At 58.1% G+C, this 19,591-nt stretch carries 16 protein-coding genes; 9 read left to right on the forward strand and 7 right to left on the reverse strand.

Annotation, left to right across the window (positions count from 1 at the left end):
* Window positions 1-14 precede the first annotated feature (14 nt).
* A complete protein-coding gene (locus DXC18_RS03315) occupies window positions 15-818 on the reverse strand; it encodes a DeoR/GlpR family DNA-binding transcription regulator (protein WP_117629874.1) in 804 nt (267 codons plus the stop codon).
* Window positions 819-1,153: 335 nt separating this feature from the next.
* Between DXC18_RS03315 and DXC18_RS03320 the strand changes: the two genes are divergently transcribed.
* The gene (locus tag DXC18_RS03320; protein WP_117716320.1) at window positions 1,154-2,011 is read left to right on the forward strand and encodes a class II fructose-bisphosphate aldolase; all 858 of its coding nucleotides are present in this window, start codon (window positions 1,154-1,156) and stop codon (window positions 2,009-2,011) included.
* A gap of 322 nt (window positions 2,012-2,333) precedes the next feature.
* Here DXC18_RS03320 and DXC18_RS03325 read toward each other — a convergent pair whose 3' ends face one another.
* The 3 genes from DXC18_RS03325 to vsr all read right to left on the reverse strand — a co-directional run bounded on the left by DXC18_RS03325 (window position 2,334) and on the right by vsr (window position 5,415).
* Window positions 2,334-2,957, reverse strand: a complete 624-nt coding sequence (locus tag DXC18_RS03325; protein WP_117629872.1) for an HAD family hydrolase — start codon at window positions 2,955-2,957, stop codon at window positions 2,334-2,336.
* 56 nt (window positions 2,958-3,013) lie between these two features.
* On the reverse strand, window positions 3,014-3,943 hold the full coding sequence (locus tag DXC18_RS03330; RefSeq protein WP_158551686.1) for an AraC family transcriptional regulator: 930 nt from the start codon (window positions 3,941-3,943) through the stop codon (window positions 3,014-3,016).
* Window positions 3,944-4,440: 497 nt separating this feature from the next.
* Window positions 4,441-5,415: a DNA mismatch endonuclease Vsr gene (gene vsr / locus DXC18_RS03335; protein ID WP_117629870.1), complete on the reverse strand. Its 975-nt coding sequence runs from the start codon at window positions 5,413-5,415 to the stop codon at window positions 4,441-4,443.
* Between the two features lie 148 nt (window positions 5,416-5,563).
* On the opposite strand from vsr, the gene DXC18_RS03340 reads away from it, so the two are divergent.
* Window positions 5,564-6,349, forward strand: coding sequence for an ABC transporter ATP-binding protein (locus DXC18_RS03340; RefSeq protein WP_006234847.1), 786 nt, complete (start codon window positions 5,564-5,566; stop codon window positions 6,347-6,349).
* Entirely contained in the window at window positions 6,339-8,540 is a 2,202-nt protein-coding gene (locus DXC18_RS03345) for an FtsX-like permease family protein (RefSeq protein WP_117716321.1), read from the forward strand. The genes DXC18_RS03340 and DXC18_RS03345 overlap by 11 nt, the downstream gene beginning before the upstream one ends.
* A gap of 330 nt (window positions 8,541-8,870) precedes the next feature.
* Here the strand turns inward: DXC18_RS03345 and DXC18_RS03350 are convergent, their stop codons facing one another.
* Window positions 8,871-9,836, reverse strand: a complete 966-nt coding sequence (locus DXC18_RS03350; protein ID WP_158551685.1) for a response regulator transcription factor — start codon at window positions 9,834-9,836, stop codon at window positions 8,871-8,873.
* 330 nt (window positions 9,837-10,166) lie between these two features.
* On the opposite strand from DXC18_RS03350, the gene ptcA reads away from it, so the two are divergent.
* From ptcA to DXC18_RS03380, 5 genes are all read left to right on the forward strand, one after another.
* On the forward strand, window positions 10,167-11,240 hold the full coding sequence (gene ptcA / locus DXC18_RS03355; RefSeq protein WP_117583532.1) for a putrescine carbamoyltransferase: 1,074 nt from the start codon (window positions 10,167-10,169) through the stop codon (window positions 11,238-11,240).
* A 133-nt stretch (window positions 11,241-11,373) separates the two neighbouring features.
* The gene (locus tag DXC18_RS03360) at window positions 11,374-12,813 is read left to right on the forward strand and encodes an APC family permease (RefSeq protein WP_117716322.1); all 1,440 of its coding nucleotides are present in this window, start codon (window positions 11,374-11,376) and stop codon (window positions 12,811-12,813) included.
* A 367-nt stretch (window positions 12,814-13,180) separates the two neighbouring features.
* Window positions 13,181-14,386 carry an agmatine deiminase family protein gene (locus DXC18_RS03365; RefSeq protein WP_089572369.1) on the forward strand — a complete coding sequence of 402 codons (1,206 nt, stop codon included), beginning with the start codon at window positions 13,181-13,183 and terminating at the stop codon, window positions 14,384-14,386.
* 367 nt (window positions 14,387-14,753) lie between these two features.
* The gene (locus tag DXC18_RS03375) at window positions 14,754-14,936 is read left to right on the forward strand and encodes a hypothetical protein (RefSeq protein WP_117637033.1); all 183 of its coding nucleotides are present in this window, start codon (window positions 14,754-14,756) and stop codon (window positions 14,934-14,936) included.
* Window positions 14,926-16,335 (forward strand): APC family permease, encoded by a 1,410-nt coding sequence (locus DXC18_RS03380; RefSeq protein ID WP_117716323.1) that lies wholly within the window; start codon window positions 14,926-14,928, stop codon window positions 16,333-16,335. The genes DXC18_RS03375 and DXC18_RS03380 overlap by 11 nt, the downstream gene beginning before the upstream one ends.
* Before the next feature lie 36 nt (window positions 16,336-16,371).
* Here DXC18_RS03380 and DXC18_RS03385 read toward each other — a convergent pair whose 3' ends face one another.
* Both DXC18_RS03385 and DXC18_RS03390 read right to left on the reverse strand, forming a co-directional pair.
* The gene (locus tag DXC18_RS03385) at window positions 16,372-16,563 is read right to left on the reverse strand and encodes a hypothetical protein (RefSeq protein WP_117564706.1); all 192 of its coding nucleotides are present in this window, start codon (window positions 16,561-16,563) and stop codon (window positions 16,372-16,374) included.
* A 735-nt stretch (window positions 16,564-17,298) separates the two neighbouring features.
* Window positions 17,299-17,949: a GNAT family N-acetyltransferase gene (locus tag DXC18_RS03390; protein ID WP_117716324.1), complete on the reverse strand. Its 651-nt coding sequence runs from the start codon at window positions 17,947-17,949 to the stop codon at window positions 17,299-17,301.
* A gap of 344 nt (window positions 17,950-18,293) precedes the next feature.
* Here DXC18_RS03390 and DXC18_RS03395 point away from each other — a divergent pair, with 344 nt between their 5' ends.
* Window positions 18,294-19,325 carry a 3-deoxy-7-phosphoheptulonate synthase gene (locus DXC18_RS03395; protein ID WP_117564710.1) on the forward strand — a complete coding sequence of 344 codons (1,032 nt, stop codon included), beginning with the start codon at window positions 18,294-18,296 and terminating at the stop codon, window positions 19,323-19,325.
* The last annotated feature ends 266 nt before the right edge of the window (window positions 19,326-19,591 follow it).

Genomic DNA, 19,591 nt, shown 5'->3' on the forward strand with positions numbered 1-19,591 from the left:
GTGGTGGTTTTTGTTTAAGCGCCGGCGATGACGAGATTTGGGCGGGTGTCGTCGGCGATCTCGGCGATTGAGATGGCGACGGCGTGATCGGGGTCACGGTCCATTACGATGGCGTTGACGTCGGTCAGCTCGGCAAAGCGGTACATGCCACGTCCGTTGACCTTACTGGCGTCCATGAGGGCGACACTTTGACGAGCGGCACCGACCATAGCCGCTTTGGTCTCGGCCATCTGCGGAAAGTCGGTCGTAAAGCCGCAGCCGGGAACAAAAGCGCCAGGGCACATGACGGCAAGATCGGCGTGGACCATTTGGAGCGCCTGCATGGTAAGTGGGCCGTGCAGATAGCGATGGCCTTTGCGCAGTGCCCCGCCCAGCATGACGACATCGACTAAGGGCATGCTCTCGTCGATGTAATCGGCAATGGTAATGTCGGCCGTGATGACGGTGATGCCATCGCGCTGGTCGAGGAGCCGGACGAACTCGAGCGCTGTGGTGCCCGAGTCGACGAGCAGAGTGTCACCATTGCCGACGAGTTCAATGGCGCTTTGCGCGATGGCCTGCTTGGCGGCGACGTTGACATTGATGCGGCGATCCTGCGTGGAAACGGTCAGGCGTTTGTGGAGCGATACGGCACCGCCATGCGTGCGGCGCAGCTTGCCTGCTTCGGCGAGCGCGTCCAGGTCGGCTCGGGCGGTGACGGAGGACACGCCAAAGGTCTGGGCGATTTCTGCTACCTGCACCGAGGCATTATGATCGAGCATCTCCATGATGGCGGAACGACGCTCGTCGGCGAAAGCTCGGGTTGTTGCGTGGGCCATATCTGCTCCATCATCGTCTGAAATTTGCAGGAATTGTGTTGACTCTATTTTCGTTCATTTTCTTTTTGAGTAAGAAAATACCTTTCGATTACTTATCTTTTCTATAAAAGAAAGACGATCAAGGCTCAAAACTCAATATCGAACACGCGCGCTCGGGTTCGATCCCTTCCGTTTGCTTTTCAAAAATGAAGGTTGAACCTCGCGCGATGACAATATCTCGCACGTGCAAAGCCGCTGAATTTCATACAATGAGCGCAGCAAAACGCAAGGTAAAACGCCTTGTGAACAACTACGCCCGATGTCCAGATGCGGGCGAGGGAGAGGAGCAAACGCTCATGGCACTTGTTACCACCGAAAAGATGCTCAAGGACGCTCAGGCCGGCCACTACGCCGTCGGCGCGTTCAACGTCGAGAACCTCGAGTTTGTTATGGCCGTTCTGGCCGCTGCCGAGGAGACCAAGTCCCCCGTCATCATGCAGACCACCCCGGGCACCATCAAGACCGCTGGTCTGGACTACTTCTACGGCATGGTCAAGGCTGCCGCCGAGCGCGCTTCCGTGCCCGTCGCTCTGCACCTCGATCACGGCGATGGCTATGACCGCTGCATGCAGGCTTTCCGCACGGGCTACACCTCCGTTATGATTGACGGCTCGCACGAGTCCTTCGAGGACAACATCGCCCTGACCAAGTCCGTCGCCGATGCTGGCCGCGCCATGGGCGTGCCCGTCGAGGCTGAGCTCGGCAAGGTCGGCGGCAAGGAGGACGACGGTCCCGCGGTTGAGGGCGAGAGCCCCTACACCGATCCTGCCGAGGCCAAGGAGTTCGTCGAGCGCACTGGCTGCACCTCCCTCGCTATTGGCGTTGGCACCAGCCACGGCGTGTACACGAGCGATCCGCACATCGAGCAGTCCGTGGTCAAGGCCATCCGCGACGCCATCGACGTGCCGCTGGTCCTGCACGGCACCTCCGGTGTGCCCGATGAGCAGGTTGCCGAGGCCGTGAAGAACGGCATCTGCAAGGTTAACTACGCTACCGAGCTGCGTCAGGCCTTCACCAAGGGCTTCATGGCCTACATGGCCGAGAACCCCGCCTGCTTCGATCCCAAGAAGCCGGCCAAGGAGGGCATGCGCGAGATCACCGAGCTGGTTAAGATCCGCATGACCAACCTCAACTCTGTGGGCAAGGCAGAGTAACAGCAAGGGTACTCCGACTCGCTACATATCCCGGGGAGGGACGGGGGCTTAGTTCCCCAATCGTCCTCGGGCATGCAAAAAGCCTCGCTGCGCACTTCGTGCGGCGAGGCTTTTTGCCCCCTGCGGAAAGATTGGGGAACTAAGCCCTCGTCCCTCCCAGGTTGACCTACTCGAGGTCGTCGCCCTTGTGGCGTTAGGGCGGAAAATAATAAGAAGCCTTCGCGCTGCGGAATGATTTTGGAAACTAAGTACGGGGACCCGCCCAAGCCGTTCTGCTCAATCGCCCTTGTGGTGTTGGGGCTGAAAGGGTGGGACGCGTGGGTTATTTGGTTGTTAGGGTTAGTAGGTCGTTGGGGGTTTTGAGGTTGTAGGTGGCGTTTGGGATGTCTTGGTGTGATCCCCATGCCGCTCTGGCAAAACTGACCCCTGCCGAAGTTGCGCATTGTTCGTCGTAGACGGTGTCGCCAACGTAGACGACGTTGCCAGGATTCGCGCCCGTACGCCGGAGATATTCGAGCATGGGTGCGGGTGCGGGTTTATGTTCGGTTGTGTCTTCGACAAGGATGATGTGCTCAAAATACTTATCGAAACCAAGGGGTGCAATTTCTTTTGTGTATTCGTCGCGCGCACGTGAGGAGACGATGCCAAGTTTGCAGCCGCTATCGGCGAGTGTTGCGATGACTTCAAGCAAACCTGGAAACACGCTGATGGTGCTTTTAAAGCTGGCGGCAACTTGGCACCAGCGATCCAACGTTGCCTGCGAGTAGATTCCAAGTTTCTCAAGGGCATCCTTGCCGGGTATGCCGAGGGCAAATTCAAGCTCGTGTCGGGGGAGCGTTTTGCCGGTCTCTTCTTGGACAATCTGGACAAGCGATGATAGAACGCTTTCTTCTGTATCTGCCAATGTCCCATCAACGTCAAATACGATATGGTCAAAGTGCTTCATATGATTGCTCCTCTCTGTTGTTTGCCTGCAAGTTTGATGCGGTGACAGAAGAAAGGCTAGCGGGATTTCTGCCTAGTGCTATCGAGATTCTGCCTCGCTGCTCGATAGCTCGAAGGAGTGCATCCCATTTGTTCTTTAAATACCTGGCCAAGATGGCTTGCTGTCGCAAAGCCGCATTGGCGCGCGACTGTCTGGACCGTTCGCGTGGTGTGTGTCAAAAGTTCGCAAGCACGGTTTACGCGGTATGCGCGCAGATATGCCGCCGGGGTCGTTCCTGCGCAAGCTTCGATAATGCGGTAACACTCTCTTTCGCTTACGCCGGCTGCAGATGCCATCTGGGGCACATCTATAGCGGCTGCATAGTTCGCGCGGATATAGTCCAGGATTGCCTTGAACTGTACGTCGCGGTTGGTCATCCAAGAGGCGTTGTCGGAGGAAAAGAGCGGTTCGGCCTTGGCGTAAATCTGAATCCAGAGCTCTGACAAGCTATTCCGAAGCGCCATCTCGTTCTGCGGCCGTTGAAGGTCGTGGTTAAAGGAACTCTTTAGCAAATCGATAAAGGGCATATCGTCGGGGTTGGTGGGCGACCATTTGAGCACATCGACGCCTCGACATTGCAGTAAAGGATTGATATAGCGCTTTTGAAGGCGTCCCGCGGGATCGCCGAGCATCGACGGCTGAAAGATATGCAACATTTGAATGGCTGGTGCCGAATTGGGTGATTGCAGCGTGCTGTGCAAAACGCCGCCGTTGATAAAGCCGGCGGACCCTTCCTCAAAGCGTACGTGCTCATGAGCCGCGCGCGTTCGATAGTCAATCGCTCCCTGCTCCATGTAGAAAAGCTCAACTTCGGAATGCCAGTGCCAGGGGACGGAATTGCCCGGATAGCGAGCGAATTCTGCGCGTTCGGCAATATAGGGCCAGTCATCGGCGGTCTCGGGAAACGCTTCCTCGCGTCCTCCGCGGTGCAATTCTATGTGATCCATGTTTCGCATGGCATCAGTATAAAGCGCGATGGGCTTAGATTGCTCTTGCCTGTTCGGGGAACGCCTTGTTTAGGGATGCTTGGAGCTTTTCGAACGATGCTCGCAAGTTGAGGTTCTGGTCGGTTGAGCGTTTTGCTTTTGTGGTGGGGGAGTCGAGGAGGCCATTTCTCTGTGTCGGGGGGAAGGAGAAAAGGTCTGCATGTGTTAGGGATGGCTGCTGTGTTGCGTCATTGGAAGAATGCATGCTTATGCGGCCTCCTCGATGTCCACCAAAAGGTTGCGCACAGGGTGTGCTGCTAGGTCCCGTGCGTTGGCAGTATTATGCAGCGGACCGTTCAAAGAAGCGCTAAAGAAAGGCTTAACCTGGTTTGGTGTTACGATGAAACCGCAGGTCAAGGCTATTGAGTAACACTCTTGAAAGGTTTTGGGCTTAAGGGCTTTCTAAGGTTTGTGACGTGGATGTGGCTCGCCTGTGTGGGGCGTGTGAATGCTCGCTGTTAGCGCTGCGGCTCTGCAGCCCGTACCTGCTCGATGACCTTTTCCATCGTGGCGTCGATGCGGTCTTTTTTGAGCTCGCATTCCCAGATGGTTATGGGTGTCCAGCCCATTTGAGTGAGTGCCGCCACGGCAGCGCGGTCGCGCTCGACGTTGCGACGGAACTTTGCCTCCCAAAAATCAACATTGCGCTTGGGCTGGCTCGGGTTGCACTTGGGGCAGCGGTGCCAAAAGCAGCCGTTGACGAAGATGGCGATCTTGCGGCCGGGGAAGGCGATGTCGGGCTTGCCGGGTACCTTCCATTCCAAACGATAGCCCGTAAGGCCCGCGGCCCGTAGGCGCTGACGTACGAGAAGCTCGGGCTTGGTGTTGGCGCGCTTGTTGCCCTTCATGGACTTTTTGATGGCGGCGCGCCGGCGGACCAGTTCGCGCTCGTCAGCGGAGAGGTCCGAGGTATCGATGCCGTCCAGCAGGCCGGGCTTGGGGCGCTTTTTGCTGCGGCGCTTAGGTTTGCGCCTGGGTTTGGCGGCTGTGTTGGGCGCGGCGTCATCGGCGGCGCTTGCCTCAAGCCGGTCTTCCTTCAGCTCAATCAGGGCATCAATGAGCCCCTTGTCGGCGGGCATCCACTCAACGGTGGCAAGCGAGGTGCGCGGAATCCAGCGGATATCGAGCTGGCGGTCGTGCTTCTGAGGCTCATCGGATTCATCGGCGAGCGAGCAGTAGTAGCACTCCATGGAGAGATGAAAATCGGGGTAGTCATACTCAACGGTGTAGAAATCGCGCAGGTTGGTGACTTTTACCTGCAACTCTTCCATAAGCTCGCGGCGTACGGCGTCCTCGGGCGACTCGCCGCGCATGAGCTTACCACCCGGGAACTCCCAAAGTCCTTGCATGTCGCCGTAGCCGCGCTGCACGGCCAGCAGCTCGTCGGATCCTTCCTTGCGAATGATCCCGGCGGCAACATGAACAGTCTTCAACAGGAGTCCTCTCTCAACATCAACACGTGACAGGCTAGCTACCCGTACCTTACACAACGGTAAGGCAAGCGTAAGTCATATCGATGGTAGCCGACTCGGCTTCTTGCGACTATAGATGCCGTAGACTAATCGCAAGAAAGGACTCGGTATGCAAACCACGCACATGGCGACCCCGGTACTGGAGGTCGCGCATCTCGAAAAGGTATATGGAGCGCTGGGCAACGTGACCCGCGCGCTCAACGACGTCAGCTTTACCGTCAACCGCGGCGAATTTGTTGGCATCATGGGCGCTTCGGGCTCGGGCAAGTCGACGTTGCTCAACTGCGTGTCGACCATCGATAGCGCCACAAGTGGCACGATCCGCATCAACGGCCAGGACGTGACGCGCATGAAGCAGGCCAAGCTCTCGCAGTTCCGCCGCGAGGAACTGGGCTTTATCTTCCAGGACTCCAACCTGCTCGATACGCTCACGGCGCGCGAGAACATCGCCCTGCCGCTCACCATCGCCCGCACAAACTCGGCAGAGATCTCGACCCGCGTGCAGGATGTGGCAGCGCGCCTGTCCATCAGTCAGGTGCTCGACAAGTATCCCTATCAGATGTCCGGCGGTCAGCAGCAGCGCGTTGCCGCGGCTCGCGCGCTCGTCACCGATCCCACCATGATCATGGCCGACGAGCCCACCGGCGCCCTCGATTCCAAGAGCGCTCGCCTGCTGCTCGAGAGCCTGGAGGCCCTCAATCGCCGCCTACGCGCTACCGTGCTCATGGTCACGCACGACAGCTTTGCCGCCAGCTACACGAGTCGTGTACTGTTTATTCGCGACGGCAAAATCTTCACCGAGTTGCGCCGCGGCGACACCGACCGCCGAGAGTTTTTCGACCGCATTATGGAGGTCGTTGCCATGATGGGCGGTGAGGGCTCCGATGCTCTGTAAACTCGCTTGGGGCAACGTCCGCCGCGCCGGCCGCGACTATCTCGTCTACCTTTTGACGCTCACCCTGGGCGTCACGGTCTTCTATGCCTTTAACACCATCTCGATGCAGGTTGACATCGCCGGAATCGATGAAAAGGGCTTGGCGCAGGTTATGGGCAGCATGCTCGGCTACCTGACGTACTTTTTGGCCGGTGTCATGGCCTTTTTGATGGTGTATGCCAATAACTTCATCATGAAACGCCGCAAGAAGGAGTTTGGCCTGTACCAGGTGCTCGGCATGGGGCGCGGGCGCGTCGCCACGATCATGGCGCTCGAGACCGTGATAGTATCGGTCGTGGCCTTTGTTGCCGGCATTGTGCTGGGCGTGGGGCTCTCCCAGCTCATGACGTTCTTTACGGCCTCGCTCTTTAAGACGCAGATTGCCAATTTCCACTTTTTCTTCTCGGCGCATGCGTTCAACCTGACCCTTGCCTGCATGCTCGTGATGTTTGTGCTCACGCTACTGCTGAACCTTCGCGCCGTGCGTCGTACCAAACTCATCGAGCTTATGGGTGCCGAGCGTCGCAACGAGAGCATCAAGACACGCAACCCCTGGATCGCGATTGCCATCTTTGCCGTGGGCGTGGTGCTTGTGGGCGTGGCCTATTACCGTCTGCTACGTGATGGGTTCCCGCTAACCGCGACGGACAGCAAGCTGCAAGAGGCTATGAACCAGTTTGGCATTACGACCGCTATGGTTACAGTGGGCACCTTTGCCCTGTTCTGGGGACTCTCGGGCATGCTTATCAAGCTGTTGCAGAGCCTGCGCGGCGTGTATTGGCGCGGACTTAACATGTTTACCGTGCGCCAGCTTGCGGCCAAGGTCAACACGGTGTGCTTTTCGATGGGCGTCATCGCGATGATTCTGTTTTTGGCCATTACCTCGGTGACGTGCGGTATGTCTATTGCCAATGTGATGAACGAAAACCTGGAGCGCTATAACCCTGTTGACGTGTCTCAGACGTATGTCTATTACACGCCCGAAACGCTCGACTACTACAAGGAGTATGTCAATCCGTCTGAGGCCGATCGCATGGTGCTGGCCGATGCAACGGTCGATTTGTACGCTGCATGGCATGGCGAGCGCAAGTCGGCGGACAACAACGACGAGACCGGCAAAAAGGTCAATATCGCCGATGTTGCCGGTGAGCATGTGCAGATCGATTCGTATCTGAGTTACCCGCTTGGCGGCTCGGGCCCCTCGGTGGTGGCGGGCGAGATGTGCAAGGCCATGGGCGAAAAGCTTCCCAAGGCGCTCGAGGGAAGCAACGCCGATGCGATGGGTCTGTATGTGACGCCGGCGAGCCAGTACAACAAACTGCGCCAGATGATGGGCGAGGAGCCGGTGAGCATTGGCCGCGACCAGTATTTGCTCACGTGTGATATGGGCGGTGAGCTGGGCGACCTGTACACCAAATACATGGCCGGCGGCCATACCCTCACCTTGGGCGGGCATGAGCTCAAGCCCGCAACCGATAAGTCGGACGAGGACACGGCGGCCATCGCCAACTCGGCGATGGGCAGCAATCCCGGTACCGTGGTCGTAGCCGATGAACTGCTGTCCCAGCTTAATCTGCAGCCGTATTCCAGTAATCTGCTCGTTAATTACAAACAGGGTATGGATACGACCGAGGCAGACGAGAGCATTAAATACACCTTGCTCGATAATCTGCTCGTTGACGGCAAGGAGCCGGGGTCGTGGGGAGTCTTCATCACGCGTTCCGAGATGTACACGCAAGCAGCGCAGATGAACGGCATGATTAGCTATCTGGCCATCTACATTGGCTTTGTACTGGTCGTTGCGTGCGCGGCAATCCTATCGATCCAGCAGCTCTCCAATGTGGCCGACGGCAGCCGCAGCTATCGTGTGCTGGCACAGATCGGCTGTGACGACCGCCAGATTCGTCATTCGGTGATGGCGCAGCAAGCGGTATTCTTCCTGTTCCCGCTGGCAGTGGGCTTGGCGCACTCCTTTGTGGCGCTCAAGGTGATCATTGAGCTGGTGAGCGTATTCGGCGATATGAGCATCGCCGTCACCGTGGGCCTCACCTGCGCGATTTTCCTGGCGGCCTATGGTGGCTACTTCCTGGTAACGTACCTCATGAGCGCCGGCATGGTACAAGCTGCCATCGCCACCCGCTACAGCGAGTAGCAGACGGGTAAAACCATCGCAAAGCCACTGCGAACAGCCGCCGCGAACGGGGTTCGGACCCCTTTCGCGGCGGTTTTTTGCCTTTCTGGTGCGCCTCAGATGCAAGTGAGTAGACTTTCTTGGATTTGCCGAGCACACCGCGACAAGTGCCCAATAAAACCGCAGGTCAGGGCTGTGTCGATTTGGGGCGTGCTCGGCCTTCTGCAAAAAGCCTACTCACTTGGTTTTCGCTGTTAGAAGGCCGTCGCGAGGGAAAGCAGTTCCCTCGCGACGGCCTTCACGTTTGCCCAGATAAAACCTGCCAAAATAAACCTGTCCCTTTTTGGTAGGTTATCGCTTCCAGAAGTGGAGGATCAGCGTCGTGCGGTTTTGCTGCTCGGTTTTGACCAGGATGTTGTGGATGTGGGTCTTGACGGTGCCCACGGCAAGGAATAGCTCGTCGGCGATCTCTTGGTTCGATTTGCCCAGCACAACCAGGCGCATGACTTCGGTCTCGCGGTTGGAGAGCTTGTAGGCGTTGCGGTAGAAGGGCATCTGCTCTTCGATGTGTCGATCAAGATCGCTGACGTTCTTTTCCTCGGGTGCCTCCCGCATGCGAATCGAAAGCACGTGATAGGCATAGATAATCAGCAGAATCGCAAAGTAGCACGCAAAGATGTTCTCGCTAAAGTTGCGCTCGGATAGGTACAGCTGCAGCCAGGAGGGTGCCAGGCTCATGGGAACAACAAGGATGTTGTAGAAATCCTCGGCAACGATGCAACCGACCAGAATGGCGCCGATAATGAGGTGCTTTCGTTGATTGTTGACGCGCGCCTTAAGCTCGACCTGCGTGCTTTTATGCGCCGTCCAAAAGATATAGAGCCCCACAAATACAAGGAATGCCTGACGTATCGTGTAGTAGAGCCATTGATGCATGGGGCCGTAGGGGACAGCGACAATGATCAGCAGCTCGCTCAGGAAGAACGTTGCGACGGGAATAACAAACTGCTTTTTTGAATGTTTGTCGAGCAAGTCCATGGCAATGAGCCAGATAAAAGCTTGTGAAGCGGTCGCCACAAGGGTCCGCAACACAGGCATGGTAATTGAGTAATAGTCGCTGGCCGGAAAACTCTGGTTTTGCAGCGTGTATTCGAAAAAGAAAATCTCGGTCATCTCGATGGCATAGCAGATAAATACGCCGCTGCCATAGATAAAGAACCGTCGACGAGACGAGGCATAGGCGGCAAGCGAAAGCACTGCCGTCACAATACAAATCAGGAGTATCGCTAGGGTATAGAAGAACATCAGAGTGTTCATCTGCCACCGTCCCATCTCATTTCGTCTATGGCCGAGCCCTGTATATCTTGCGGGATATAGACGCCTCAACCCATCGTTTCATTGCGGATTAGGCGCCGAGTTACAGCATAGCGATATACCGTTCGCGGTTCCAGATAGTAAACCCCCTGCAAGCTCGCTACCTGCGGGTTTATATTGGTTTAGAGGGGGTGTAACTCCGTGAACGGTCTTTAATCCCGAATAAACTAGGTAAAAATTGCATACGGGTGAATGATGGTCTTGTCAACACGAGGCGTGATGTTCGAGCGTCTCATAGTAATAGTCGGCAAGACCGGCGGAAAGGAAATCGACATGGCACTGCCTAAGGATTTCATCGACACCAACGACTTCACCAAAGAGCAGATCCTGGCTATCGAGGATCTTGGCCTGGCAATGAAGAAGGCCATCAAGGTTGACGGTTATTATCCGCACCTGCTCCGCAACAAGAGCCTTGGCATGATCTTCCAGCAGGTCTCCACCCGCACCCGTCTTTCCTTCGAGACCGCTATGACCGACCTTGGCGGCCATGCTCAGTTCTATGGCCCTGGCACCATCCAGCTCGGCGGTCACGAGTCCCTGGGCGACACCGCTCGCGTTATGGGCTCGCTGCTCGACATCATGATGGCTCGCGTTGACCGTCACAAGGACGTCGTCGGCCTCGCCGAGGGCTCCGCTGTGCCCGTCATCAATGGCATGTCCGAGTTCAACCATCCCACGCAGGAGATGGGCGACCTCATGACCATGCTCGAGAACCTCCCCGAGGGCAAGAAGATCGAGGACTGCACCCTGGCCTTCATCGGCGACGCCACCCAGGTCTGCGTCTCCCTCATGTTCATCGCCTCCAAGGTCGGCATGAAGTTTGTCCAGTTTGGACCTAAGGGCCACCAGATCCCCGACGGCGGCCTGCACGTTGGCACCGTCGAGGAGCGCGCCGAGTTCGGCAAGCAGATGATGGCCATCGCCGAGGAGAACTGCAAGGTCTCCGGCGGCTCTGTCGTCATCTCCGACGACATCGAGTGCATCAAGGGCGCCGACTTCATCTACACCGACGTGTGGTATGGCCTGTACGACGAGGAGGTCTCGGGCGAGAACTACATGGACGTGTTCTATCCCAAGTATCAGGTCACCATGGACATGATGAACTTTGCCGGCCCCAACTCCAAGTTCATGCACTGCCTGCCGGCCACCCGCAACGAGGAGGTCGTCGACGAAGTCATGGACGATCCCGAGCGCTCCCTGTGCTGGGTCGAGGCCGAGAACCGCAAGCACTCCATCCGTGCTCTCCTTGCCGCCCTGGGCAAGCGCACCCCGCTCAACGACGAGGGTGTCGAGTACTCCGCCAAGGCTGAGCTCCACGCCGCTCTCGAGGCTCTCGAGCAGCTCTAAGCCTCAAGGCTTCTAAAAGCACGTTTGCGGGCGGCGGATGCTCGTCTCCTGTCGCCCGCTCACCGAGGCCCAAGCAATTGCCTTAATACCTTAGGGCCTCGGATCTGTCCAAGACTGAGCGAAGGAGCTCATCATGAGCGACGGAAAGAAAAAGCTTTCCTTCTTGACGGTCATTTCGACCATCATCTGCGTCGTCTTCGTTTGCGAGGCCGCCGCTCCTGCTGCTGCCATTGGCAACCAGCAGTTCTTCTGGTGGATCTTCCTGATCCTGACCTTCCTGCTTCCCTACGGCATGGTTGTCGCCGAGCTCGGTACCACCTATGACGGCGAGGGCGGCATTTACGACTGGGTACGCGATGGCCTGGGCGACAAATGGGGCGCCCGCATCTCGTACTACTACTGGGTCAACTACCCGCTGTGGATCGCCTCGCTGGCTACCATGTTCCCCGACATTTTGGGCATGGTCTTTGGCGTCGAGTTCAACTTGATCGCCAAGATGGGTATCGATCTTGCCTTTGTGTGGATCGTCTACCTCATGGGCCGCTCCAAGGCGGCCGACTCCGAGTGGGTCCTTAACGGTGGCGCCATCATCAAGGTCGCCGTCGCCGTTATCGTTGGCGCTTTGGGCATTTGGTATGCCATGGAGAACGGTTTTGCGAACGACATGTCCGCTGCCACCTTCCTGCCCGAGCTCACCAACACCAACGCTCTCGGCTACCTGTCGATCATCATCTTTAACTTCATGGGCTTCGAGGTCATCTGCACTATGACCGACGACATGGCCGATCCCGCTCGCGATATCCCCAAGGCTATCATCGTCGGTGGCCTGTCCATCGCCGTGATCTACCTGTTCGCTGGCTTTGGCATCGGCGCTGCTGTGCCGGCCGATTCCATCGACCCCGACTATGGCATGATTGTCGCAGTCCAGACCATGGTGGGCGACTCCATGATCTTCAGGGTCATCTGCATCGCCTTCCTGATCACCCTGTTCGCCAACATGGCCGCCTGGTCCTTCGGCGTCAACTCCGTCGCCCGCTACGCTGCCGAGCACGGCAACATGCCCAAGGTCTTCGCCTCGATGATTTCGGATGATGACATGCCCAACGGCGCCAACCTGGTCAACGCCGTCGTTGCCTCCCTGGTGCTGTGCCTGCAGCTCGTTCCCATCGACGCCATCTCCAACGGCGTCTTCTGGATGCTCTTCGGCACCTCCGTCGTCTTCCTGCTGCTCACCTATATCCCGATGTTCCCGGCGTTCCTCAACCTTCGTAAGAACGACCCCAACCGCGAGCGCATCTTCACGTTCCCGTTTAAGGGTGCCATGATGAAGGTCATGCTGGCCATCCCTTGCATCGAGCTGATCCTGGCCATCGTTGCAACGCTGGTGCCGCTCTCTGCCGCTGAAATTGGCGACAAGCTCCCGATGATCGTTATCTTCATCGTGCTTCTGCTCATCGGCGAGGTTGTCCGCGTCGTCAGCGCCAAGGGCCGCGAGACCGAGTACAATGGCCTCACTCCCGAGCTGGCAGCTCAGCGTCTCGCTGAGGAGGCCGCCGAGGCCGAGGAGAACTAGGGCACCCGGTTCTGGGGCTCCAACCCTCCTCGCGTACCAACGTGCGCTTCGTCGGGCTTGTCGCTCCCGACTCCGGGCACTCTAGCTTCTTCGGAGACGTGCCCAAGCGACAGGTTTGCTAACCATTCCCCGGGGTGGGTGTGAGCGATAGCTCCGGTAACCACCGCCCACCCCAATCTCTCTTCCGTATCCTTCGTGCGTTTTGTCTCCGCGCACTTGGTTACGTCGTCGCTTGCCGGTGCGACTCCGTGAAAACCGGCGCCGGGCGCCCCGACCTTTGCCGGGGAACGGGCGCCTACCATCTCTTGGTTTTAGGCTGCGGGTAACCCGCCCGCAGCAAGCGATCGTTCGATTTGGAGGAAATCTTATGCGTACGATCACCGAGTCCGAGTCCACCCCCAAGGCCGACGGCTTCTTTATGCCCGCTGAGTTCGCCCCGCAGGATCGCGTGTGGATGGGTTGGCCCCACCGCACCGACACCTGGGCCCACGGCGCCAAGCCGGCTCAGAAGCAGTATGCCGCCATCGCCCGCGCCATCGCCGAGTTCACCCCGGTTACCATGTGCGCCAACCAGGTCGACTATGCCAACTGCAAGGCCGTCTTCGAGGAGGACGAGAACGTCACCGTCATCGAGATGACCACCGACGACGCCTGGTTCCGCGACACCGCCGCCACCTACGTCATCAACGGCAAGGGCGAGAAGCGCGCCAACCACTGGCACTTCAACGCTTACGGTGGCCTTGTGGATGGCCTCTATTTCCCGTGGGACAAGGACGAGCAGATCGCCCTTAAGATGGCTGAGCTCTCCGGCTGCCGTCGCTATCGTCCCGATGACATGATCCTCGAGGGCGGCTCCATCACCGTCGACGGCGAGGGCACCCTTGTCGTGACCGACCAGTGCCTGCTTTCCCCGGGCCGCACCTGCTCTGCGGTTCTGGAGGAGGAAGAGGATCCCGAGTCCATCTGGCCCAAGTTCCACAAGAAGTTTGAGCCCTGGAGCGAGGAGCTTCGCGCCTATATGGACGAGCACCTCAAGGATTACCTGGGTGTCGAGAAGGTCATCTGGGTCAAGGAGGGCATCGACCCCGAGGAGACCAACGGCCACATCGATGACGTCGCCACGTTCATCGCTCCGGGCGTCATGGCCTGCATCTGGACCGACGATCCCGAGTATCCGTTCTACGAGCAGTGCCACGCTGCCTACGAGACCCTCTCCAACGCCGTTGACGCCAAGGGCCGCAAGATGAAGGTCTACAAGCTCTGCATGCCCGTGAACCCGCTGTTCATGGACCAGGCTTCCTGCGACACCATCGACGCCGACGAGAACGCCGAGCCGCGCGTTCCCGACGAGCCGCTGATCGCCTCCTACATGAACTACCTGGTCACCAACCACGGCGTTATCGTCCCGCAGTACGGCGACGAGAACGACCAGCTGGCCGTTGACACGCTCCAGAAGATCTATGACGAGGTCTGGGGCGAGGGCGTCTACAAGTGCGTCGGCGTTCAGTCCGAGCAGGTCGTCTTCGGCGGCGGCAATATCCACTGCATTACGCAGCAGGAGCCGTCCGCTTAATCGTCTGACTTTCCGAGGCACCCCATCTCGCCGCTCAAACCGTCGCTCGCGTACCAAAGTACGCTTCGCTCCTCTTTCGCGGCGACCTGGGGCACCTCGAAAACCCAGCCGATCAATCGGACAATCGGCGAATCGAACCATCTTGGGGCATTGATGGTCGGCTTGCCCGATGTCTTGGTCGGTTGGGTTTTCTTTGGGCACTCCGTTGCCTCCACTTCGGAGTGCCCTTTTCTTTGATTGAGTACGCGTCTGGCCTGGGATTTTTTGCGGGTTAGGCCAATTGTTCGCTTGAATTTCACAGGTCAGACGCGTTTTCAATTGCCGAAAGTTATCGGTCGTGAACGCGGCCGTTTTGATCGGAGTATCTATGTACCAGCGTATCGTTATCTACACGCGCCTGTTCCGCGAGCGTTGGTCCAACAAATGCATCCTCTCCTCTCTCTGGGATGGCACCTGCACCGGTGACGCGGCCTGCAACCCTACCTTGGGCTGCGCCTTCGGTACAGATGCCATCCTTTTTGCTGTAGGGGGCGCGCGCCATGGCAGGTAAAAAGTTCTCCCTGATCGAGGTCATCCTTTCGGTTATCTGCGTCGTGTTTACCATCGAGGCGGCGGCTCCGGCATCTGCCATGGGTAACGTACAGTTCTTCTGGTGGATTTTCCTTATCATTACGTTTTTGCTTCCCTATGGTCTGGTGGTGGCCGAGCTGGGTACGGCGTTTGATTCCGAGGGCGGCCTGTACGATTGGGTTCGCTTGGGCCTGGGCGACCGTTGGGGCGCCCGTTGCTCTTGGTGCTACTGGGTTAACTTTCCGCTGTGGGTGGCAAGTATCGCCTGCATGTTCCCCAGTGTCATTAATGCGGTGTGGGGTATCGAGTTTTCACTCGGGATCCGAATTGCCATCGAGATTGCCTTTGTGTGGGGCGTCACGGTCATGGCAATGCAGCCGGTGGCGGAGGCCGATTGGGTTATGGACGGCGGCGCCGTCATCAAGGTGCTCATTACCGCTGCGGTGGGAATCGTCGGCATTTGGTTTGCCTGCAATAACGGCTTTGCCAACGACATGTCGTTTAAGACCTTCATTCCAGATCTGGGCGACACCAATTCGTTGACGTACCTATCGATTATCCTGTTCAACTTTATGGGCTTCGAAGTGGTCGCGACCTTTGCCAGCACGATGAAGAACCCGTCGCGTGATATCCCCAAGGCGGTTATTGCCGGTGGCGTGGCCATTGCGGCGATCTACATCATCTGTGGCATTGGCATTGGAGCCGCGGTTCCCACCGAGCAGCTTTCACTCGATTCGGGCATTGTGGACGCAGTCGCCGCTATGGTGGGGCGCACCCACCCGCTGACGATGGTCGTGGGCGTGGCCTTTTTGGTGACGCTGTTCGCCAATATGATCTGCTGGAGCTTTGGCGTCAACAACGTAGCGAGCTGTGCCGCACGTCACGGCAACATGCCGCGCCCCTTTGCGCTGGTGTCCAAAAAGACCGGCATGCCCAACGGCTCGGCGCTCATTAACGGCTGTTTTGCCAGTCTGGTGCTGCTGCTCCAGATTCCGCTGGGTGAGGGTTCCGACGTCTTTTGGGTCTTCTTCTCGATGAACGTCGTCTTTCTGCTCATGAGCTATATTCCCATGTTCCCAGCGTTTTGGCGTCTGCGCAAGCACGATAATCGCTCGCGTGTGTTCCGTGCGCCTTTCGAGGGCAAGGTGCTCGCGGTGGCGCTTGCGATTCCCGTGGTGGAGCTCGTGCTTTCGATTGTTGCTACGATTGTGCCGCTCAACAGCTCACCTGCCGAGATGGCAAAGTTGCCGATTCTCGCGGGCGTAGTGATTGGCCTGTTATTGGGCGAGGTTTCGCGCCTCATATCGCGCCGCGGCCGAAGCGTCGACAATCCCGGCGTTGGTGCACGGGGGTCAGGTTACTTTGCACCAAAACAGTAAGCGCCGCGAGTTACGCAGCGCTTGGTGCATCTTGGATTACTGTTCGCGGTGCTCGGGATCGGAAACGAGCTTAGGCGCAAAGTAGGGGACGTGGCCCAGGTACGGGCGGCTGTCCGAACGCTCCTCGGCGATGCAGGGGACCTCATCGTAAGTAAGTGAGTCGCTCAGGTGGGCGATGGCCTTGGCGGCAGGAGCGACGAGCATCTTGAGCGGTGCGATAGGCGCCATGGCATCTCCTTTCCTGTATGCGACCCGTGCTTTGGCGCGAATGTATATGCCGCAAGTCTAGCATCCCGCCCAGGAGAGCTTCAAACCACCACAAAGGGGACAGGCACCTTTGTGGTGGTTTTGGCGTTTGCCCAGATGAAACCCGCCAAAATGAACCGGTCACCAGGAGAGGAAATGGCGTTGGGCGAGAATTTGGTTTGTTAAATAGGGTCCCGACCTGGGCTACTTATAGATTGTGGAAAACTCTATTGTCAGATTATGGCGAATGCTGCTGTAGGATTATGACATGCGCTACTACAGCCTATGGCAACGTACCTCATGAGCGCCGGCATGGTGCGAGTTGCCATCGCCACTCGCTACAGCGAGTAGCAGGCGGGCAAAACCACCGCAAAACCGTCGCAAAACCGCGATGAACAACCGCCGCGAAGGGGGACGGGCCCCTTTCGCGGCGGTTTTTTGCCTGCCTGGTGCGTCTCGGATGCAAGTGAGTAGACTTTTTGGGATCTGCCGAGCACATCGCGACAAACGCTCGATAAAACCGCAGGCCAGAGCTGCGGCGTTTTGGGGTGTGCTCGGGATCCCGCCAAAAGCCTACTCACTTGGTTTTCACGGTTAGTAAACCGCCGCGAGGGAAAGCAGCTCCCCCGCGGCGGTCTTAACGTTCGCCCAGATAAAACCTGTCACCACAAGGGGGATGGGCGCCTTTTGTGGTGGTTTTGGTACTTGCTTAGCGGGTTAGCCCTGCGTGTCGCCTCCGTACATGTAGACGATAAAACCGTCGCCGGTGTCTTGACTGTGATCCTCCAGGATGCGCTTCATGTTGAGGTGCTCGTAGAACTGCCAGTCGGAGTTGCAGTCGCTCATCAGGAAGAACTTGGTGCAGCCTGCCTTGGCGAGCTCGGCGCGCGCAAGGTCGATAAGCGCGCGGCCGAGCCCCTTGCCCTGCCACTCGGGCACGATGATGATCAGGTTGAGCTGGCCCTGGGCATACTCGTTGCCTGTGGCGGCAAAGCGATCCGCCGTGGCCTTTTCGCGACTGTCGCCGAAGAGCGAGCCCTCGAGCTTGGCGTCGGCGGCCTTTGCCATTTCGGTTGCCTGGGCGAGCATCTCGTTGTAGCAGGACTCCCACGTGGGGTTGGTGCGCGGCTTGCCGTCCTCGAAGATGCCGATGCAGCAGGCGGCGATAATGCGGCCCTCGGCCTCGGCGACAAGCGCGATAGGTGAGCGTTGCAGCTGCATAGCGATGTTAAAGCGCGCGCAGAAATCGGCAGCTTCGACGTCGCCGCGGTTGCGCAGCGTGTTGCACCACAGCTGGTTGTAGATGGCGGCGATGCCGGTCAGGTCGTCGAGCGTGGCGGCGCGCAGGGTTACGTTGTCAAGGCTCATGAAGGCTCCTTCCAAGTTGGGTCAGGCCACCTCTGAGTGTGACATGGACGCAGGGCGGCCGCATCAATCATTCGGCAGGCGAGCCCCGATCCCTCGGGGACGGAGGAAAAGGGGTCACGAGTGAGGATTTTCGGACGCTTGCCCGACGAGAGTGGATAATCTCCCACTTTGAGCGCGAACATGGGCCAAAAACGGGAGATTATCCACTCTCGTGGTGAGCGGGCCCTTGTGTCGATTCATTCCCTTTTTAGTAGGCTGTGCTTGCACTTTAGCGTGCGACAGCGGATAATGCCGAGCACTCGACAATACGCTTTTTGCTCTCTCTATAGATTGAGGAGGCCCCTATGGCCATGGATTTCAAACGTAGGCTGCCGATCCCCATGGAGATCCGCGAGGAAATGCCGCTTTCCGCCGAGCTTACCGCTAAGAAGCAGGCATTCGACGCCGAGGTCGCCAAGGTCTTTACCGGCGAGGACGCGCGCAAGGTGCTCATCATCGGCCCATGCTCTGCCGATCGGGAGGATTCGGTCCTCGAGTACATGAACCGCCTGGCCAAAACCGCCGAGGAGGTCAAGGACAAGCTCATCATCATCCCGCGTGTCTACACCAACAAGCCGCGCACCAAGGGTACCGGCTACAAGGGTCTACTGCACAATCCCGACCCCGAGGCGCCCGATGACCTGCTCGAGGGCGTCAAGGCCATTCGCCACATGCACCTGCGCGTCATCGAGGAGACCGGCTTCTTTACCGCCGACGAGATGCTCTACCCCTCTAACTATCAGTACCTTGTCGATCTGCTGAGCTACGTCGCTGTGGGCGCGCGCTCGGTCGAGAACCAGGAGCACCGTCTGGTGTCGAGCGGCATTTCGGTGCCGGTGGGCATGAAGAACCCCACTGCCGGCTCCACCACCGTCATGCTCAACTCCATCTACGCCGCTCAGGCGCATCAGAGTTTCATCTTCCGCAACTGGGAGGTCGAGTGCGACGGCAATCCGCTCGCGCACGCCGTTATGCGTGGCTACATCGGTCTCGATGGGCGCACCTACCCCAACTACCACTACGAGCACCTCGAGCGCCTGGCCGAGCGCTATACCGAGCACGCCGGCTATGCCAATCCGGCAGCGGTCATCGACTGCAACCACGACAACTCGGGCAAGCGTCCGCTGGAGCAGTATCGCATTTGCAAGGAGGTGCTCGACAGCTGCCGCCGCAACGAAGCCATTTCAAGGCTGGTCAAGGGCTTTATGATCGAGTCCTACCTTGAGGACGGCAACCAGCCGGTCGACGGCGGTGTCTTTGGCAAGTCGATCACCGATCCGTGCCTGGGCTGGGAAAAGACCGACTACCTCATTCACGAGATCGCGGAGCGGGTTTAGTTACGCGGGTTTTCGCTGACTCTGCCAAGACATCGGCGGTCCCGTTGCTGCCGGGCACTCATTGGGGACAGACTTAAATGAGTGCTCGCAGAATGAGAGTGGATAATCTCCCGTTTTTAAGTAGTCGTTGGGGACGTTCTTGTTTGACTGGTCGTTTAAGAACGTCCCCAATGACTACCCTGTTGGCCTTTTCCAGGCCCTGTGGGCAAAAAATGGCAAATATGAGTACTGTTGCTATCGTAGTGTCATATTGCCGGCATAAGATA

It is taken from the genome of Collinsella sp. OM08-14AT, from assembly GCF_003438115.1.
GTDB lineage: Bacteria > Actinomycetota > Coriobacteriia > Coriobacteriales > Coriobacteriaceae > Collinsella.

Bases quoted from the DNA above. Each gene is read 5' to 3' on its own strand.
- DXC18_RS03365 (WP_089572369.1), top strand. From the start codon at position 13,181: ATGCGTACGATCACCGAGTCCGAGTCCACCCCCAAGGCCGACGGCTTC.
- DXC18_RS03390 (WP_117716324.1), bottom strand. From the start codon at position 17,949: ATGAGCCTTGACAACGTAACCCTGCGCGCCGCCACGCTCGACGACCTG.
- DXC18_RS03385 (WP_117564706.1), bottom strand. From the start codon at position 16,563: ATGGCGCCTATCGCACCGCTCAAGATGCTCGTCGCTCCTGCCGCCAAG.
- DXC18_RS03360 (WP_117716322.1), top strand. From the start codon at position 11,374: ATGAGCGACGGAAAGAAAAAGCTTTCCTTCTTGACGGTCATTTCGACC.
- DXC18_RS03375 (WP_117637033.1), top strand. From the start codon at position 14,754: ATGTACCAGCGTATCGTTATCTACACGCGCCTGTTCCGCGAGCGTTGG.
- DXC18_RS03315 (WP_117629874.1), bottom strand. From the start codon at position 818: ATGGCCCACGCAACAACCCGAGCTTTCGCCGACGAGCGTCGTTCCGCC.
- DXC18_RS03380 (WP_117716323.1), top strand. From the start codon at position 14,926: ATGGCAGGTAAAAAGTTCTCCCTGATCGAGGTCATCCTTTCGGTTATC.
- DXC18_RS03325 (WP_117629872.1), bottom strand. From the start codon at position 2,957: ATGAAGCACTTTGACCATATCGTATTTGACGTTGATGGGACATTGGCA.
- DXC18_RS03320 (WP_117716320.1), top strand. From the start codon at position 1,154: ATGGCACTTGTTACCACCGAAAAGATGCTCAAGGACGCTCAGGCCGGC.
- DXC18_RS03350 (WP_158551685.1), bottom strand. From the start codon at position 9,836: ATGAACACTCTGATGTTCTTCTATACCCTAGCGATACTCCTGATTTGT.
- DXC18_RS03340 (WP_006234847.1), top strand. From the start codon at position 5,564: ATGCAAACCACGCACATGGCGACCCCGGTACTGGAGGTCGCGCATCTC.
- DXC18_RS03345 (WP_117716321.1), top strand. From the start codon at position 6,339: ATGCTCTGTAAACTCGCTTGGGGCAACGTCCGCCGCGCCGGCCGCGAC.
- DXC18_RS03330 (WP_158551686.1), bottom strand. From the start codon at position 3,943: ATGGATCACATAGAATTGCACCGCGGAGGACGCGAGGAAGCGTTTCCC.
- DXC18_RS03395 (WP_117564710.1), top strand. From the start codon at position 18,294: ATGGCCATGGATTTCAAACGTAGGCTGCCGATCCCCATGGAGATCCGC.
- ptcA (WP_117583532.1), top strand. From the start codon at position 10,167: ATGGCACTGCCTAAGGATTTCATCGACACCAACGACTTCACCAAAGAG.